General features: G+C 65.8%; 17 protein-coding genes and 1 tRNA gene. 10 read left to right on the forward strand and 8 right to left on the reverse strand.

Annotation, left to right across the window (positions count from 1 at the left end; translation table 11 throughout):
- Positions 1 to 103: 103 nt before the first annotated feature.
- Together IL252_RS08410 and IL252_RS08415 are read right to left on the reverse strand one after the other, a co-directional pair.
- Positions 104 to 2,407: a methyl-accepting chemotaxis protein gene (locus IL252_RS08410; RefSeq protein ID WP_208627630.1), complete on the reverse strand. Its 2,304-nt coding sequence runs from the start codon at positions 2,405 to 2,407 to the stop codon at positions 104 to 106.
- Positions 2,408 to 2,413: 6 nt separating this feature from the next.
- Positions 2,414 to 3,520 (reverse strand): BMP family protein, encoded by a 1,107-nt coding sequence (locus tag IL252_RS08415; protein WP_208627631.1) that lies wholly within the window; start codon positions 3,518 to 3,520, stop codon positions 2,414 to 2,416.
- Between the two features lie 278 nt (positions 3,521 to 3,798).
- Here IL252_RS08415 and IL252_RS08420 point away from each other — a divergent pair, with 278 nt between their 5' ends.
- The 5 genes from IL252_RS08420 to IL252_RS08440 all read left to right on the forward strand — a co-directional run bounded on the left by IL252_RS08420 (position 3,799) and on the right by IL252_RS08440 (position 8,309).
- Positions 3,799 to 4,590: a 23S rRNA (uridine(2552)-2'-O)-methyltransferase gene (locus IL252_RS08420; RefSeq protein ID WP_208627632.1), complete on the forward strand. Its 792-nt coding sequence runs from the start codon at positions 3,799 to 3,801 to the stop codon at positions 4,588 to 4,590.
- Positions 4,591 to 4,680: 90 nt separating this feature from the next.
- Complete coding sequence (locus IL252_RS08425; protein WP_208627633.1) at positions 4,681 to 5,301, forward strand: SWIM zinc finger family protein; 621 nt, start codon at positions 4,681 to 4,683, stop codon at positions 5,299 to 5,301.
- A gap of 102 nt (positions 5,302 to 5,403) precedes the next feature.
- Positions 5,404 to 5,835, forward strand: a complete 432-nt coding sequence (locus IL252_RS08430) for a TRAM domain-containing protein (RefSeq protein WP_208627634.1) — start codon at positions 5,404 to 5,406, stop codon at positions 5,833 to 5,835.
- A gap of 88 nt (positions 5,836 to 5,923) precedes the next feature.
- The gene (locus tag IL252_RS17590) at positions 5,924 to 7,489 is read left to right on the forward strand and encodes a lipopolysaccharide biosynthesis protein (RefSeq protein ID WP_244256972.1); all 1,566 of its coding nucleotides are present in this window, start codon (positions 5,924 to 5,926) and stop codon (positions 7,487 to 7,489) included.
- Between the two features lie 37 nt (positions 7,490 to 7,526).
- Positions 7,527 to 8,309, forward strand: a complete 783-nt coding sequence (locus IL252_RS08440) for an SDR family oxidoreductase (RefSeq protein WP_208627635.1) — start codon at positions 7,527 to 7,529, stop codon at positions 8,307 to 8,309.
- Here IL252_RS08440 and IL252_RS08445 read toward each other — a convergent pair.
- On the reverse strand, positions 8,306 to 8,542 hold the full coding sequence (locus IL252_RS08445) for a hypothetical protein (protein WP_153552173.1): 237 nt from the start codon (positions 8,540 to 8,542) through the stop codon (positions 8,306 to 8,308). The two genes, IL252_RS08440 and IL252_RS08445, sit on opposite strands and share 4 nt — an antisense overlap.
- A gap of 59 nt (positions 8,543 to 8,601) precedes the next feature.
- Complete coding sequence (locus IL252_RS08450) at positions 8,602 to 9,600, reverse strand: mannose-1-phosphate guanylyltransferase (RefSeq protein ID WP_208627636.1); 999 nt, start codon at positions 9,598 to 9,600, stop codon at positions 8,602 to 8,604.
- Between the two features lie 106 nt (positions 9,601 to 9,706).
- Here IL252_RS08450 and IL252_RS08455 point away from each other — a divergent pair, with 106 nt between their 5' ends.
- Positions 9,707 to 10,147 (forward strand): hypothetical protein, encoded by a 441-nt coding sequence (locus IL252_RS08455; RefSeq protein WP_208627637.1) that lies wholly within the window; start codon positions 9,707 to 9,709, stop codon positions 10,145 to 10,147.
- 212 nt (positions 10,148 to 10,359) lie between these two features.
- On the opposite strand, the gene IL252_RS08460 is transcribed toward IL252_RS08455, so the two are convergent.
- Complete coding sequence (locus IL252_RS08460; RefSeq protein ID WP_153552170.1) at positions 10,360 to 10,653, reverse strand: hypothetical protein; 294 nt, start codon at positions 10,651 to 10,653, stop codon at positions 10,360 to 10,362.
- A gap of 209 nt (positions 10,654 to 10,862) precedes the next feature.
- Here IL252_RS08460 and IL252_RS08465 point away from each other — a divergent pair, with 209 nt between their 5' ends.
- The 3 genes from IL252_RS08465 to IL252_RS08475 all read left to right on the forward strand — a co-directional run bounded on the left by IL252_RS08465 (position 10,863) and on the right by IL252_RS08475 (position 13,019).
- Complete coding sequence (locus IL252_RS08465; RefSeq protein WP_153552169.1) at positions 10,863 to 11,795, forward strand: replication factor A; 933 nt, start codon at positions 10,863 to 10,865, stop codon at positions 11,793 to 11,795.
- 1 nt (position 11,796) lies between these two features.
- A complete protein-coding gene (locus IL252_RS08470; protein ID WP_208627638.1) occupies positions 11,797 to 12,402 on the forward strand; it encodes an RPA family protein in 606 nt (201 codons plus the stop codon).
- A gap of 179 nt (positions 12,403 to 12,581) precedes the next feature.
- On the forward strand, positions 12,582 to 13,019 hold the full coding sequence (locus IL252_RS08475) for a hypothetical protein (protein ID WP_015762002.1): 438 nt from the start codon (positions 12,582 to 12,584) through the stop codon (positions 13,017 to 13,019).
- Here the strand turns inward: IL252_RS08475 and IL252_RS08480 are convergent.
- A complete protein-coding gene (locus IL252_RS08480) occupies positions 13,011 to 13,463 on the reverse strand; it encodes a DUF5814 domain-containing protein (protein WP_208627639.1) in 453 nt (150 codons plus the stop codon). The genes IL252_RS08475 and IL252_RS08480 overlap by 9 nt on opposite strands.
- Positions 13,464 to 13,564: 101 nt before the next feature.
- On the opposite strand from IL252_RS08480, the gene IL252_RS08485 reads away from it, so the two are divergent.
- Positions 13,565 to 13,635: transfer RNA gene (locus IL252_RS08485), tRNA-His, on the forward strand.
- A gap of 251 nt (positions 13,636 to 13,886) precedes the next feature.
- On the opposite strand, the gene IL252_RS08490 is transcribed toward IL252_RS08485, so the two are convergent.
- Both IL252_RS08490 and IL252_RS08495 read right to left on the reverse strand, forming a co-directional pair.
- A complete protein-coding gene (locus tag IL252_RS08490; RefSeq protein ID WP_208627640.1) occupies positions 13,887 to 15,074 on the reverse strand; it encodes a site-2 protease family protein in 1,188 nt (395 codons plus the stop codon).
- A 48-nt stretch (positions 15,075 to 15,122) separates the two neighbouring features.
- A complete protein-coding gene (locus IL252_RS08495; protein ID WP_208627641.1) occupies positions 15,123 to 15,722 on the reverse strand; it encodes a hypothetical protein in 600 nt (199 codons plus the stop codon).
- Positions 15,723 to 15,808: the final 86 nt, after the last annotated feature.

Consider the following 15,808-nt stretch of genomic DNA (forward strand, 5'->3'; position numbering starts at 1 on the left):
CGCAATGACAGGTAACAGTCTCACACGGATTATTGTAGATCTTTACCGGATTGACCGCACACCGTGGTGCGGTCGACCGGGAAAACGGCTACACTAATCCGTATCAGTCCCTGCCGTCGGTTTCGGATTCGTCGTCGACGGTGAAGGCGTCCAGAGAGTCTGCGAGCGTCGTCGCACGCTCGTTGAGCGTGGCGGCACTGCTCGCGATCTCGGCGACCGACGCCGTCTGCTCTTCGGCGGCGGCCGAGACTTGCTCTGCACTCTCGGTCACCTCCTGACTGATCTCCGTGACCTCGTCGACCTGACTGACGACGCGCTGCGTGGCGTCGGCCTGTTCGTCTGTGGTCGTGCTGATGTCTTGGACGCCCTGATTGGTGTCTTCGATCGCGTCGACGATCTCCTGTAGCGTGCTGGAGACCTCTCTGACGGTCTCGACCCCGTTACTGATTTGATCTCTCGTCGTTCGGATGTCTGTGACTGTCTCGTCGGTCGCGTTCTGGAGTTCGTCGATCTGTGTCTCGATTTGCTCTGCCGCGGTCTTCGTCTCCTCGGCGAGATTCTTGACCTCGTCGGCGACGACGTTGAATCCCTCGCCGCTGCCGTCGGCGTGGGCAGCCTCGATGTTCGCGTTGAGTGCCAGGAGGTTCGTCTGCTCTGCGATGTCGGTGATGAAGTCGACGACCTTGCCGATCTCGTCCATCTGGCTCTGGAGTTCGAGCATCTGTTCGACGGCGGCATCCGAGCGTGACTCGATCTCGGCCATGTCGTCGATGGCAGAGCGGGCCGCTTCTCGCCCCTCCTTTCCGCGTTCTGCCGTCTCGCCTGCCGTGTTGGCGACCGTCGCGGACGCGGACGCCACTTCTTCGATGCTCGCCGAGAGGTTGTTCATGTCGCCGGCAGTCTCTTCGAGTGTCTCGTTTTGCCGGAGTGCACCGTCGGAGATCTGCTGGATCCGTTCGGCGACGGTCTGGCTCGTGGTCTCTATCTCACCGGCACCGCTCGAGACCTCTTCACTCGCTGTCGCGACTTCCTCTGCGAAGGCCATCACGCTGCCGACGGTCGATTCGAGTTGGTCGATCATCGCGTTGAACTCCGTCGCGATCTCGACCATCGCTTCCTGATCGGTGTCGAGGTCCATCCGACGAGTGAGGTCGCCGTCCGCAACTGCCCGCATCACGTCGCTGTAGGCCGCGGCCTGCTCTTTGAGCTGCTGGCTGACTGCTTCTGCCTGCTGTTTCGCGGCCTCGGCTTCCTCACGTGCCGACTCGGCCTCCGAACGAGACTGTTCGGCCTCTTCGAGTGCCTCTTCGGCCTCGGTGATACGTCGCCGGAGAGAGTTACGCATCGCGTCGAAACTGTCGTACAGTCTGCCGATCTCGTCTTCCCGCCCGGTGTCGAGATCGACGTCGAGGTCGCCAGCCTCCATCTGTTCGGCTCGGCTTCGGAGTCGCGTCAGCGGGCTGATCGTCCGCTTGCCGAGCACGACTCCGACGACGCCGAGCGACAGGAGTCCGAGCACCACGAGTAGCCCGACCGACTGGGCGACGTCGTTACGGACGGCGAAGGCCGTCGAAGTCTCGATGTCAGTCATGGCGACCCAGTCGGTGCCGGGAACGGTCGCGTACGCGTAGACACGGTCAGTCCCGATCCGGGTCGTCGTGCCGTTCACGGTTCCGTTCCGGATCGCCCCGAACTGCTGGGCGTGTTCCGTCGTCGACACTGTCCGGTCGATGTCGAGGACTGTCTCTCCGTTTTCGTTGACGATCGTCGTCCGTTGGTCGGTGTTTTCCCCCTGGATCCGTTCGAGTTGTGGTTGGATCCGACTGACGACGACGACGTAGGAGTTGGGCCGCTGTGGGACGGAACTAGCGAACGCCATCACCGGCCGATCGTTGAGAACCGGTGAGCGGTACGAGCGGTCCGACTGCCAAACGCGGCTGTTCTCTCCCGGCCCTTCGGGTACCTCTGCGTCGGTCCACGGAGCGTCGACCTCGTCGAGTGAGCGATCTTCGATCGGTAGCTCCGTGCTCGCGACGACCCGGTTCTGGCTCGTGTTCACGTAGTGCATGCTCACGATGTCTTCCGAGAGCAACTGATCCTGCAACAGGATGTGTGCCGCCGCCGTCCGGTCGGACTGGAGTGGTTCGCCACTGGATACCGACCGGGTACTCGTTCGCATCTCTGCGACCCACGAACCGATGGACTCGCCCTGGAGTTTGCTGGTCTCTTCCAGTTGCTGCGTCGTACTGCGCTCGACCGTCTCCTCGGCTTGGACGTAGGTCATCCCCCCGACCCCGGCAATGACGATCATGACCGCGAGAAACGCGATCGCGAACTGTGCGGCGTACCGCTGTCGGACGAACGACGGCGTGAGCAGACGGCCGTAGCGCGTGAGTCGATCACTCATCTGTCGTCACCCCTCTACCTCCGTCGGAACCGTGATCTCTCCGGCGACGATGTCGTCTCTCGACTGCTGGAGTGCCGCGGTGACCTCGTCGGGGACGGCGGGTTCCAGCGAGATACCGTAGACCAGGTCGACGCCGTTGGCTTCGAGGCCCAACGAGACGACGTTGCCGCCCTGGAAGTCGTTCTCGACCACGTCGGTGGTGGCGCTGTAGACCGCGTTGTCGACGCGCTTGACCATGCTCGCGAGGATCACGTCGGCGTACTGTGGATTGCTCCGAGACTGGTCGGCGTCGACCCCGATCGCGTACCGGTTCGACGCTTGAGCGGCCTGAAAGACCCCGAGCCCTGCACTGCCTGCGGCGTGATAGACGATGTCTGCGCCCTCGTCGTACATCGCCTTCGCAGTATCGTACGCCCCTTCGATGTCACTGAAGTTCCCCAGATACGACGAGCGGACGGTCACGTCCGAATCGGCGTAGTTCGTCCCGGCCCGGTATCCCGCCTCGAAGCGCTCGATCAGCGGATTCTCGACACCGCCGACGAAGCCGACTGTCCGCTGGTCGGGGACTGTCGCGCCGGTACCGAGATCGATCTCTCTACTCGTCAGTTCGCCCGCGAGGTGGCCGGCCTGGAACGACCCCTCGTGCTCACTGAAGACGTAACTGGCCACGTTCTCGGCGTCGACGACACTGTCGACGATCATGAACCGCTGCTCGGGAGACTCGGATGCGATGTCGCTCAGTGATCCCTCCTGGACGAAGCCGATACAACAGAGAAGATCGTAGTCAGGTGCCTTGCTGTCGGCCAGTCGTTGCTGGAGCAGTGCGATGTCGTCTCGAGTCTCGGGTTCGTGATTCGAGAACGAGATCCCGTAGTCGAGTCGCGCCCGCTGGATACCCCTGTTTGCGGCGTCGTTGAACGATCGATCGTCGAGTCCGGCGAGGGCGTATATCATGCCGACCTGCGTGACATCCTCGTCGACCTGTTCGGTCTCTGTCTGTCGACCTGTCGACTCGTTATCCCCCGTGATGTCCGAGCAGCCTGCGAGCCCGGCCGCGCCGACACTGGCGGTCGCCTGGAGCAGTTGTCGTCTGGTAAAGCGTGGGAAACTCATTGCACGTTACCTTTTAGACGGATCTGTTCGATAAAGAGTGTATCTCACCAATATCGTAATTGATAATATATATGGTAGTCACTCACTCACACTGGTATGGTCGCTCCAGAGAGCCGCCCCGACCACGCGAGACGAACAGACAGCCATCCGTACGGTGGTGTGTCGCTTCGGTTCCGATCGCTCATTCGATGTCCCTTTCCCCTTCGGCCGCGTCCATCAGTGTATGACCACCAGTACGTCCCGACACGGAGAGCGAGTTTCACGGAGGCAACCGTAACATGTCCGGGAAAGACGACTACTACAACAGGGCCAAGCAAGAGGGGTATCGCGCCCGTTCGGCCTACAAGCTACAGCAACTCGACGAGACCGCCGGCCTCCTGGGCCAGAACCGGACGGTGCTGGACCTCGGGGCCGCACCCGGCGGCTGGATGCAGGTCGCCGCGGAACGCGTCGGCAGCGGCGGTGTCGTGATCGGCGTCGACCGCCAGCGCATCGACGACCTCGACGACCCCGATCCGAAAGTCGAGACGATCCGCGGGGACATGACCGACGAGGCGACGAAAGCGGAGGTGCGCGACGTGGTCGGTGCCGAGGGCGACGAGCGGCCGGTCGACGTGGTCATCTCCGACCTCGCGCCGAACATGACCGGGGAGTACGACCTCGATCACGCCCGCTCGATCCACCTCGCACGCCAGGCGTTCGCGGTCGCCGAAGACGTGCTCGCGACCGGCGGCGACTTCGCGGTGAAGGTGTTCGACGGCCAGGACCTCGCCGACCTGGAGGCCGACATCGAGAGCGAGTTCGAGTACGTCCGGCAGGTCCGGCCCGACGCCTCTCGGGACTCGTCGTCGGAGCTGTACCTCGTCGCGAAGGGCTTTCTCACCGCGCCGGTCCGCGAGGGCGACACGGTGGAAGTCACCATCGAGGACGTGGGCAGCGAAGGCGACGGCATCGCCAAGGTCGAGGGGTACACGCTGTTCGTCTCCGGGACCGAAACGGGCGACACCGTCACGGTCCGGGTCGACGACGTGAAGCCGAACTTCGGCTTCGCACAACCGATCGGCGAGTAGCTTTTCGGAGGGTTCGCCGAGCGATTTAGGTGCGTTCGACACCTACCTGTTTGTACCGACACACCTCCCCAAACACCCGTGTCCACCACTATGACGCTCATCGATCCCGCCGACGCGCCGCGCAAGACTGCACTGGCTCCCGACCTTCGACGACTCGACGAGCGGGCCGCTCGCGCCTGGACGGAAGCGATGGCGGTGCGGTCGCTTCCGGGCTCGCGCTACGCCGTCGACTCCGAGAGCGGTGCGACCTACGTCGTCGACGCGACGACCGGCAGCTGTACCTGTCCCGACCACGAGATCAGAGGCCGGCGGTGCAAGCACGTCCGCCGGGTGGCCATCGAGATCACCGCCGGTTGGGTCCCACCGCCGGGACAGGTCCGGGCGGCGTGTGACGCCTGCCGGACCGAAACGTTCGTTCCCGAGGACGCCCCGACGCCCCATCTCTGTGCGACCTGCGCGCTCGATCCGGGGACGGTCGTCCTCGACCGCGAGACGGGCGACCGGCTGATCGTCGTCCGCGTCACCGATCGTCGGGCCGACGACGTCCGCGTCGACGCCGCGGACTGTACGGTCGCAGCCTACCCTACCAACGAGGGGTATCCGGCCGACGACGTCGTCGTCGAGGTGGCGTATCTGGGCGACGGCGACCGCCGGTACTCGTTCCCCCGGTCGCGGCTCCGGCGAACGGACGACGCGGCGCTGCTCGCGTGACCGAGCGCCGTCCCCAGGCCCCGACGCGCCCACACGACGCCGTTCGGCCCCGAGAAACCGTCGCTCGTAAGCGTTTTGCCGACGGCCACAGTAACCAGTCGCATGGCCGACTGTCCACTCGCGGACGACTGCCCCGAGTTTAGCGAGCGCATCGAGGGGATGGGGTGTCAACACTACGGCGACCGCGGTGGTGCCGAGTGGTGCAACCACTACAACCAGCCGATCTCGGATCTGAAGAGCCAGCCCGTCAAACTCGGCGAGGAGGTCGTCGTCGAGGTCGACGACATCCACGAGAGCGGTGCCGGCGTCGGCCGCACCGAGGACGGCTTCATCGTGATGGTTGACGGCCTCCTCCCACCGGCGAAGGCCCGCGTCCGGATCACGAAGGTCCGGTCGAACCACGCCCGCGCCGACGAGGTCGAGCGCCTCGAACTGGACGAGGACGACGGAGAAGACGACGAAGACGAGGGGTACCAGGGCGAGGACGACGACGACGAGCGTCTCGGCAGTCGCGACAACTTCTGGGGCGGATAGCGCCGCCGGGGTGGACAGTCACCCGTTTTTTCCCAGCCACGGAGAGTGGATCATCGGATTTATTCGAGCCCGTCGGACACGGTAGCCCGTGCCATCGGCGTCCTCGCCCGATTCAGACACCGCTCGCAGTGACGAGCACAGCGAGGCGTCCGTCGAGGCGACCCTCGACGACGCGCTGGAACGGGTCGCCCACGGTGCGACGGTCTCGATTCCGGGGATTCTCTTCCAGCGCGCGCTCACGCTGGCGTTCACGGCCGTCCTGACGAACGGCTTCAGCGCCGGAGCCTACGGCGTCTTCGCGGTCGCACGCAGGCTCCAGCGCTTCCTGTTGCACCTCGCGCTTGGGTTTCGCTCCGGCCTGAGTCGCTTCCTCCCGAACGCCGACAGCGACGCGGAGCGCGACGCGTTGCTGACCGTCGCGAGCCTCCTGTTGCTCGGCGTCGCGACGCTGTTCGGTGCGGCCCTGTACGTCGCGACGCCGCTTGCCGTCACGGTGACCGGCGAGGGCGAGCGGTTCGGGACCTTCCTGCGAATCTTCGCCGTCGGGCTGCCGGCCAGCGTCTGGCTCTTTACCGTCGCCGAGATGTTCCGCGGCTTCGAGGCCGTCGGGCCGCTGACGCTGACGCTCCGGATCGCCGTCCCGACGGGCCAGTTGCTGGTCGGTGTCGCCGGGACGATCCTCTTCGGCGACTTGGCGGCGGTGGCGCTGGGCGTGGTCGCGGTGATGGGGCTGGTCGGCGTCGTCGCCGCCGTGTGGCTTGCCCGTGATCGCGGCGTCCGGCCGCGACTGCGAACCGACGGCGAGGGCTCCATCTGGCGGCGCTACGTCCGCTACACCGCGCCGCTGTTCGCGGGCGGGTTCGCGACGGTCGTCCAGCGCCTGGGCTTTTACCCGCTGATCGCGCTCTTGCTCTCGGGGGTCGCGGGCGGCGTCTTCGCCGTCGGCGTCTTGCTCGGCTCGCTGGTCAGACTTCCGCTCATGGGGATCAATCAGTTCATCCCGCCCGTCGCGGCGGCCCTGCACGAGGAAGAGTCGCGGGCCGCGCTGTCGCGGCTCTATCACGTGACCAGCCGGATCGTCCTCGTGGGCGTGACGGCGCTGTCGGTCCCCGTCGTGGTGTATCGCGAAGCCGTCATGGCGCTGTTCGGGCCGACGTTCGTCGAGTACGCGCCGCTCCTGCCGGGCTTCGTCGTCGCCCAGTACGGCGCGTGTGCGGCCGGCAGCGTCGGGATCCTGTTGACGATGACCGACAACCAGCGCGCACTGTTGATCGTCAACACCGTCGTTACGCTCCTGTTGATCGCGGTCGCGGTCCCGCTCACGCTGGCCTACGACCTGCCCGGGCTGGTCGCGAGCTACCTGCTCATGCTGACGCTGAACAACGGGTTCGAGGTCGCCGTGCTCTATCGGCTCGAAGGCCTCCAGCCGTTCACCCGGTTGCACCTGCAACCGATCGCCGCTGGGGCCGTCCTCGCGGCCGTCACGCTCGGGGCGAAGGCGACGCTCCCGTCCACGACTGCGCTCGTCGTCGGCACCGCCGCGGGGCTTGTGGCCTACGCGGCCGTCCTGCGGTGGCTGGGGTTCACGCCGACCGAGCGGCGGCTGGCCGAGACGCTGCTCGACCGCTATCGCACTCGGCTGTCGAGGCGCTGACGACGACGTTTTGGGGCTGCCGCGCGCACCGGGCCACATGGATCTGGAACTCGACGGCAACGTCGCACTGTGTACCGCAGCGACCAGCGGCCTCGGACTGGCGAGTGCCACGGCGCTGGCCCGAGAGGGCGCTCACGTCGCGGTCTGTGGCCGCACGGCGTCCCACGTCGACGCCGCTCGCGAACAGCTCGAAGCGACCGGCGACGGCGACGTGCTGGCCGTCGAGGCCGACATCACCGACCAGGATCACGTCGCCGCCTTCGTCGAGGAGACCGTCGACGAACTGGGCGGGCTGGACCACGTCGTCACGAGTGCCGGCGGCCCATCCAGTGGGGACTTCCGCTCGACGACCGACGACGACTGGTACCACGCCTACGACCTCCTCGTGATGAGCGCGGTGTGGACCACTCGCTTTGCCTACCCGCATCTCCGGGACTCCGAGGCTGGCACGGTCGTCAACATCACCTCCCGCTCGGTCAGAGAGGTCATCGACGACCTCGTGCTGTCGAACTCGGTCCGGCGGGCCGTCATCGGCCTCATGAAGACACAGGCCCGCGAGTTCGCTCCCGAGGTCCGGGTCAACGCGGTCCTCCCCGGCGCTCACGAGACCCCGCGCATCCAGGAGCTGATCGAGGACGCCGTCGAACGCGGCGAGTACGACAGCTACGAGCAGGGCCGAGCGGAGTGGTCCGACGCGCCCCTCGACCGGATCGCCGACCCGCGCGAGCTGGGCGACGTGGTCGCGTTCCTCTCCAGTGTGCGCTCATCGTACGTGACCGGGACGGCACTGCCCATCGACGGCGGGTCGATGCGGAGCTAGCGCCGCTCGGGTTCGTCGATCCCGCCGACGACGGTGCGCTCGCTGACGACCGACTGCCAGACGACGATTCCAAGCGACGCGACCGCGACGATCGCCGTCAGCAGGTAGCCCGTGCTGTCGACGGTGTAGAGTTCGCCCGGGAAGAAAAACGACAGCGCCAACAGCCCGACGGCCGCGAAGCCGACGATGAACGGAATGACGAACAGCCAGAACTGCCGGGCAGCGCCTGCCATAGCGCCGCCTACTGCCGGCGATGGGAAGACTTTTTCGGCAGTGCCAGTCGTCGGCCCCCTCAGAACGCGTCTTCGTCTCGGAGGCGAGCGACGACCTCGCGGACGCGCTGGCTCTCGTCGGCGGGGACGACCAGCGTTCGGTCTCCGTAACTCGCGACGACGAGATCGGAGACGCCCACGAGGCTGACGTGGCCGTCGGTCGCGACGACGTTGTCCGCCGCGTCGACGGTCACGGCGTCGCCGAGCACGGCGTTACCGTCGTCCTCTGTCGGCAAGTGCCGCGCCAGCGCGTCCCACGCGCCCAGGTCGTCCCAGGCGAAGTTGGCGGGCACGACCAACACCTCCTCGGCCCGTTCGAGGACGGCGTAGTCGACGCTGACCGGATCGACGGCGTCGAACCCCCGTTCGGGTTCACCCCGCTCCAGTGCGTCGACGAGGCCCGACAGCGGCGACGCCCGCGCGGCCGACAGCAACGCCTCGGGCGTCCACGCGAACATGCCGGCGTTCCAGTAGCAACCGCGGTCGACGTACTCGGTGGCGGTCTCGCGGTCCGGCTTCTCGCGGAACTGCGTGACAGTCTCGTAGCCCTCTCGGCTCTCTCCGGGCTCGATGTAGCCGTAGCCCGGTTCGGGACGCGTCGGCTCCACACCGACGGTCACCAGCCCCTCCGTTTCGACTGCGGTGCGAGCCGCCCGCCGCCCGACGCCCTCGAAGCCGTCGCCGACGACGTGGTCGCTTGGCACCGCAAGGAGGACGCAGTCGCCGACCTGCTCGCGGATGCGGTGGGCGGCGTAGACGAGCGCGGGCCCGGTGTCTTTCGGCGCTGGCTCGGTGAGGACGGCCGCCTCGGGCGCGTGGTCGTGGACCTCGTCGGCGAAGGCCTCGCGAGTGAGGACGTACGTCTCGTCGGCGAAACCGACTCGCTCGATGGCGCTGGTCAGCAGCGACCGGTCACCGCCGAACGACCGGAACTGTTTGGGCCGGTCCGAGCGACTGGCTGGGTAGAGACGCGTCCCCGTCCCGCCGGCCAGTACCAGAGCGACGATGGGGCGATCCATGTATCCGCTTGGACGCCGGCCGCTCTCAAAAATTCTGTCCGAGAGACTGTCGGCCGAGTCCGCGACCGCCGAAGGATTGAGTGTCGTGGCAGTCAGTCTCTCGAATATGGTCCCCGTCATCTCTCCTCTCACCCTCGATCGCCGATCGGTCGCGCTCGCAGTGGTCGGCGGGATCGGTCACCTGGCGCTGGTCGCCGCGCTCTGGCTGTGGTTCGGATTCACCACGCGCGTCGCTGACAACGAAGCCTTCCTCGCGTACGTCGCTCTCGGCGCGTTGGCGCTCGGAGCGGGACCGACGCTGCTGATCGCGGCGAGACGGCTCGCGTCTCCGGCCGTCGTCGTCGGCGGGATCGGCCTTGCGACGGCGGCCCGGACGTGGCTCGTTTACGTTGCCCCCCAGACGCCGCCGGCACCGGTCGGCCCGACGCCCTTCGGCTGGTATCTCGTGGGCTGGCCCGTCGTCACCGCGGTCGCGATCGCGGGTGGTGCGGTCGAACACTGGCTTCGTCGACGGGTGTCGCGAGCCAGAACGCCGGCCGCGGAGTGACGTTGCTTCGGCCGGTGTCGGTGAGACTTCACGGACGACGACTGAAAGCCCGCGCACGCTCGCGGACGCTGGCAGACATCCCCTCGCTCGCTGCGTTCGCTCGGATCGGCGTCGGCCAGCGCCTCTGTTCGTGTTTTGCGCGAGTAGTGCGGGACCGGCGGTCCCACAGACCGTGCGAACGGAGTGTGCGACCCGAAGCGGAAACAGGCCGGTCACCACGTCTCGACGCTGCCAGCTTTCACGTCTTCGGCACAGCCCTGGCAGTCGGGATGGTCGGGGTCGAAGCAGGCCGGGCGCGCCTGGTCGTCGAGGCGGACTGCCCGGCGCTCGGCGTAGCGTCGACAGACGATGCGAGCCTTCCCGTCGTCGTTCTGGGGGAGATCCGCGAGCGCGGACCGCTTGGCGTCGGTGTAGGCCTGTTTGGCGTCCTCGACCTGGCGGCCCGCCGACCGGAGGGTCGTCCTGATCATCTGCTGAAAGAGGCTCGTCCGGTCGTCGTCGGCCATACGTACCGTTTCGGCTCGCGCCTCAAGAATCTTCTCTGGCAACGAAGGATCGTGTTCAGACAGGCAGAGGGTGTTGGAGCAGAGACGCCGAAAGCCCTCATCACGCCGGGCGTCGCTTTCACTTTCGGTGTGGTTGACGAGGGTTTATGTACCGAGACGACCAATCGACAGGTGTCTCCCATCGAAAACACGCGGAGACAGAGACACCAATGACCGATTTGCATACCCCTGCGACAGAGATACAAGAGCAGTTCGACGACCAGTTAGACGTGACCGTCGACGAGATCGAGGAGCGCCTCGAAACGCTGGTCGAGGAGTACAAGGTCCCGCTCAGCGAGGCCCGCCGCAGCGTCGTCAACACGTACCTCGACGACGCCGGCATGGACCGCGACCAGCTCTCGGGCGGTGGCGGCAACGAGCACGTCGACATCGCCGACGTGGACGCTCCCGAGGAGTGGATCGACGTGACCGCGAAGGTCGTCGAGCTGTGGGACGCCACGGCCGACGCCGTCGCGCAGGTCGGCCTGCTGGGCGACGAGACTGGGACGATCAAGTTCACCAAGTGGTCCAAGTCCGACCTCCCGGAACTCGAAGAAGGGCAGGTCTACGAGCTTCGAAACGTCGTCACCGACGAGTACCAGGGCCGCTTCTCCGTGAAGCTCAACCGGACGACGACCATCGAGGCCGTCGACGAAGAGATCGAGGTCGGCGACGACGCCGTCGAGGTCGAGGGCGCGCTGGTCGACATCCAGTCGGGCAGCGGGCTCATCAAGCGCTGTCCCGAGGAGGACTGTACGCGGGTCCTCCAGAACGGCCGCTGCAACGAGCACGGCGAGGTCGAAGGCGAGTTCGACCTCCGCATCAAGGGCGTCCTCGACGACGGCGAGGAGGTCACCGAGGTCATCTTCGACGAGGAGGCGACCGAGGCACTGACCGGCATCTCGCTGGAAGAGGGCAAAGAGATGGCCATGGACGCGCTGGACACGACCGTCGTGGCCGACGAGATGCGCCAGAAGGTGCTGGGTCGGTACTACCGGGTCACCGGCCCGACGCTCGGACGGTACGTCCTGGCGAACGAACAGGAGCGACTGGACGGGCCAGTGGACGCCGAGGCGATGCTCATCAAAGCGAGGTCGATCTGAGATGGCTGCAACACCCACCCGCGAAGTCGCACGCCGCGTCTTCGCCAGCGAGTTCAACGACGCGAGCTACACGTTCAAGGAGTCCGACGACGAGCGCGCTCCCGTCTACGCCCTGTTGCCGACGGGCGAGCGGGCCAACCGCGTGTTCCTCGTCGGTACGCTGACCGAGACCGAGGACGTCGGTGAAGACAGCGAGTACTGGCAGGGACGAGTCGTCGACCCCAACGGCGACACGTTCTTCATGTACGCCGGCCAGTACCAGCCCGACGCCGCCTCGATGCTGCGGGAACTGGAGCCGCCGGCCTACGTCGCCGTCGTCGGCAAGCCCCGCACGTACGAGACCGACGACGGCGAGGTCAACGTCTCTGTTCGTCCGGAGTCGATCTCACAGGTCGACGAGGCGACCCGCGACCGCTGGGTCGTCGAGACCGCCCAGCGAACGCTCGACCGGATCCAGGCGTTCGACGACGAGGACGGTGCCGAGATGGACGAGTACGTCCAGATGGCCAGCGAGCAGTACGACCTGCCCGTCGAGAACTACCGCCGCGCCGCGGTCGGCGCACTGGAGAGTCTCGAAGGCGAGCAGCGAGACGCGCCAGAAGCGTAGCGAAGGCGGGTCTCGGAGTTGCGAGCGGGGAACAGCGTGACCCGTGAGCAGCGAGAGACGACCAGCGCCGAGCAGTAGGCCGACTTCCGGCACCCGTTCGTTTTCTTTCGATCCCCCGTCAGCCGTGCGATCGTCTGACAAACGGTTAAGTATGATGCGGGGACAAACTGAACACAAGGATGAGCAACAAAAACAAGACGATCTCGTTCCGGGTCAGCCAGGAGAAGTTCGAGACCCTCCGTGGCATCGCCGAGGAACGAGACATCTCGCTGTCTGCGGTGTTCCGTGACTACGTGGATCTCCTCGTCGCTCACGACGGCCAGGTCGAGGTCGTCCCCGAACACGAACTCAACGAAGCGACGGACACCGAGGAGACGACCGAGAGCTTCCCGCCGAAAGTCGAGGTCCCGAAGAGCTTCGTCCGAGAACACGAGCGGCTGGAACTGGAGGCCGACCACCTCCGCGAACAGCTCGAAGAGCACAAGCGCTACGTCACCCAGCTCCGCCAGCAACTCGACGAGCACGACCAGGAAGACATCGTCCAGCTCGAAGATCTCGACGGCGAAGACGACGACGACGCGTCCTACCGCATCGGTAGCTTCGACGATCTAGACTAATTCGTCTCTGCTCTCGCGTGCCTGCTTCTCTACGTCCGGTTTTGCGTCTACGTCTGCCAGTGCCTCGACCGCTTCGAGCGTCCTGACTGAGTCGTCCAGAAAGGAGAGCACGTCGCCGGGGTAGGCGTACAGCATGTAGTCGTCGCCCATCACGTCGACGATGGCGTCGGGGCCGAGTCCCTGTGCCCGAAGCTCCAGGAGGTACCGGACGAACTTCTCCTCGGGACAGCCACAGTGGGGATTCGCCTGACAGTCACAGTCGAGGAAGTCCTCGGCGAAGTCGAGGACTCGATCCTGGCTTGCCTCGTTGAGCTTCGCGAGTCCCTCGCCCTGGAAGAGGATGTCCAGCGTCGCCCCCTTGAACGCGCCCTTCGGGAACGAGGTCTCCAGCTGTGAGGCGAGCTGGCGGTGGTTCTTGACGTAGATCTTGTCGGTGATGGCCACGCTTAGAGACTGTTGGGGTGTGGCGTGTAAAAGCGTCTCGAAGGCCGTACGGAGTCGTAACGTATATGCACGAGTCCCGGTTATCGACGTATGCAAGCGTGTCCGGGTTGGGGTAGTGGTATCCTCCAGCCTTGTGGTGGCTGGGACGTGGGTTCAATTCCCGCACCCGGACTGATTGATTTTTGACAAACGACCCTCGAGAGAGTCGTCGCCGTGAGTACGAGCGCACGTACTGTGACTCGTCTCATACTACCGGCTGTAAATCTGTGAACGATTTCGCCACCCCGGGGTGGCGAAGATCTTCACGAAGTTACAGCCGGCAGTATCACTCTGTCCGCCCTATCACCGGCGGGCAGAGTTCGGCCACGTTTCGCGCGAAGCACTCCGGTGGCGGGCGGGGCTCGCTGGGCCGGCCAACGGCCGTCACGCCTGTGGCTCGAAGACGGTCGCTTCGCCTTCGTCGTCGGCCTTGTAGTCGGGGTTCTCTTTGATGATCGTCAGTGCCGTCATGATGTCGCTGCGGGTGAGCAGCCCGCGGAACTCGTCGGCTTCGTCGAGGACGATCAGGCGGCCGACGTTGTTCCCCTCCAGTTCCGAGAGCGCGGTCATCACGTCTTCCTCGGGCAAGAGGACGATGAGCTCCGTCGTCATGATGTCGCTGACGGTGTAGGCGTCCCGTTCGACCTCCCGCACGGCGCGGGCGTCTTCCAGCGTGACGAGGCCGACGATCTCACCGTTGCGTTCGACGGGGTAGCCGGTGTGGCGCTCCTCGAACATCGTCCGGATGAGATCGCGGACCTTCGTGTCGGGGTCGACGGTGGTCACGCGGTCGGCGGGCGTCATCACGTCGGCGACGGTGACGCCTTCGAAGGCCGCTCGCATGACCGTCTGGCGGGACTCGCCGGCCGCGCCGATGTAGATGAAGAAGGCCAGCCCGATCAGGAGCGGATTGAACGGCGGGAACAGTCCGAACAGCGCCAGCAGGATCGCGAAGCCCTTCCCGACCTCGGCCGCGATCTCCGTGGCGCGCGCGTAGGGGTTCGTCCTGGCCAGCAGCGCCCGGAGGATGCGGCCGCCGTCCATCGGGAACCCCGGTAGCATGTTGAAGACGGCCAGCGCGACGTTCATCAGCGCGAGGTAGCCAAGGACGAAGCGGACGGCAGCGAACGCCGTCGTCCCGCTGGGGACCAGCACGAACCCGACCAGCGAGACGATCCCGACGAGGACGCTGACGACGGGGCCGGCCAGCGCGATGAGAAACTCCTGTCGCCAGTCTTCGGGCATCTCGTCTAACTGTGCGATGCCGCCGAACAGCCACAGCGTGATCGACTCGATCGGGTAGCCGTAGCGGATCGCCACGAGTGAGTGGCCCAGCTCGTGGAGGACGACGCCGGTAAACAGGCCGACTGCGGCCGCGATGCCCAGCAGCCACGGTAGGAGATCGGTGGTGAGGACTGCCGGATCGAGGTTCCCACCGAACCGATTGAGCAACTCGACGGTCGGCTCGACCTGCGAGCCGATGATCCACGCGAACAGTGGCAACACCAGCAGGAAGGTCAGGTCCAACTGGATCGGAATGCCGAAGGCACTGCCGATACGGAATCGTCGCATAGTCGTCGCTTGTCGTGGGAGGGGCTTAAGCCCCCTGCGTGACCGGCCTCAGACGCCGAGCCACTCGTCGTTGCGAACGCTGTACCCGTTCGAACGACAGAACGTCGCGGCTTCCCGGCGCACCGCTCGCGATCCCGGCAGCGTGCCCGTCTCGTCGATCCGTTCGACGATCCAGTCGGCGACGTACTGGATCCCTTCGTCGTCGTCGTCGGCGTCGACCGCTTTGAGTGCCCGGAACGTCTTCTCGTAGGCCTCTCGCTGTGAGGTGCCAAGCGAGGTCTGCTGGATCGACTGACAGTGTTCGACGATGCGCTTCATCGCCGCGGCGATGGTCGGACGCTGGACGCGGGTCCGGACGGTCGCCGGTTCGTCGAATGTCTCCTGATCTGTCTCTGGGAGGAGATCCGCGACCGTGTGGACGCCCGCGTCCGACTCGACGGTCCGATCTCCGAGGGTTTCGACGACTTCCCGCGCTGTCACGGGGAACGACAAGGTGTCCAGTTCTGTCTCCAGTTCGCCCAGCGCCCGCTCGTCGACGGGCGGCTCCGTCTCGTCGTTGCGTTCGAGCGCGGTGAGGATGTCCCGCTCGCGCTGGCGTCGGTCGGCGTTGTCTGCCTGATCGTCTCGTCCGCTCTTATTGTCTGCCATTGTGAATTATTCTATCTCTGAACTGATAACGCTGTGGTCCGAAGCTGCGACACCCTCTCGTCGTCCAGGGTCGACTGGCGACAGCC

The sequence above is a fragment of the Halomicrobium sp. IBSBa genome (genome assembly GCF_017612575.1).
In the GTDB taxonomy this organism is placed as follows: Archaea; Halobacteriota; Halobacteria; order Halobacteriales; family Haloarculaceae; genus Halomicrobium.

Excerpts from the sequence above, each read along its gene's own strand:
- IL252_RS08410 (WP_208627630.1), bottom strand. The coding sequence starts at position 2,407 with ATGAGTGATCGACTCACGCGCTACGGCCGTCTGCTCACGCCGTCGTTC.
- IL252_RS08415 (WP_208627631.1), bottom strand. The coding sequence starts at position 3,520 with ATGAGTTTCCCACGCTTTACCAGACGACAACTGCTCCAGGCGACCGCC.
- IL252_RS08420 (WP_208627632.1), top strand. The coding sequence starts at position 3,799 with ATGTCCGGGAAAGACGACTACTACAACAGGGCCAAGCAAGAGGGGTAT.
- IL252_RS08425 (WP_208627633.1), top strand. The coding sequence starts at position 4,681 with ATGACGCTCATCGATCCCGCCGACGCGCCGCGCAAGACTGCACTGGCT.
- IL252_RS08430 (WP_208627634.1), top strand. The coding sequence starts at position 5,404 with ATGGCCGACTGTCCACTCGCGGACGACTGCCCCGAGTTTAGCGAGCGC.
- IL252_RS08440 (WP_208627635.1), top strand. The coding sequence starts at position 7,527 with ATGGATCTGGAACTCGACGGCAACGTCGCACTGTGTACCGCAGCGACC.
- IL252_RS08445 (WP_153552173.1), bottom strand. The coding sequence starts at position 8,542 with ATGGCAGGCGCTGCCCGGCAGTTCTGGCTGTTCGTCATTCCGTTCATC.
- IL252_RS08450 (WP_208627636.1), bottom strand. The coding sequence starts at position 9,600 with ATGGATCGCCCCATCGTCGCTCTGGTACTGGCCGGCGGGACGGGGACG.
- IL252_RS08455 (WP_208627637.1), top strand. The coding sequence starts at position 9,707 with ATGGTCCCCGTCATCTCTCCTCTCACCCTCGATCGCCGATCGGTCGCG.
- IL252_RS08460 (WP_153552170.1), bottom strand. The coding sequence starts at position 10,653 with ATGGCCGACGACGACCGGACGAGCCTCTTTCAGCAGATGATCAGGACG.
- IL252_RS08465 (WP_153552169.1), top strand. The coding sequence starts at position 10,863 with ATGACCGATTTGCATACCCCTGCGACAGAGATACAAGAGCAGTTCGAC.
- IL252_RS08470 (WP_208627638.1), top strand. The coding sequence starts at position 11,797 with ATGGCTGCAACACCCACCCGCGAAGTCGCACGCCGCGTCTTCGCCAGC.
- IL252_RS08475 (WP_015762002.1), top strand. The coding sequence starts at position 12,582 with ATGAGCAACAAAAACAAGACGATCTCGTTCCGGGTCAGCCAGGAGAAG.
- IL252_RS08490 (WP_208627640.1), bottom strand. The coding sequence starts at position 15,074 with ATGCGACGATTCCGTATCGGCAGTGCCTTCGGCATTCCGATCCAGTTG.
- IL252_RS08495 (WP_208627641.1), bottom strand. The coding sequence starts at position 15,722 with ATGGCAGACAATAAGAGCGGACGAGACGATCAGGCAGACAACGCCGAC.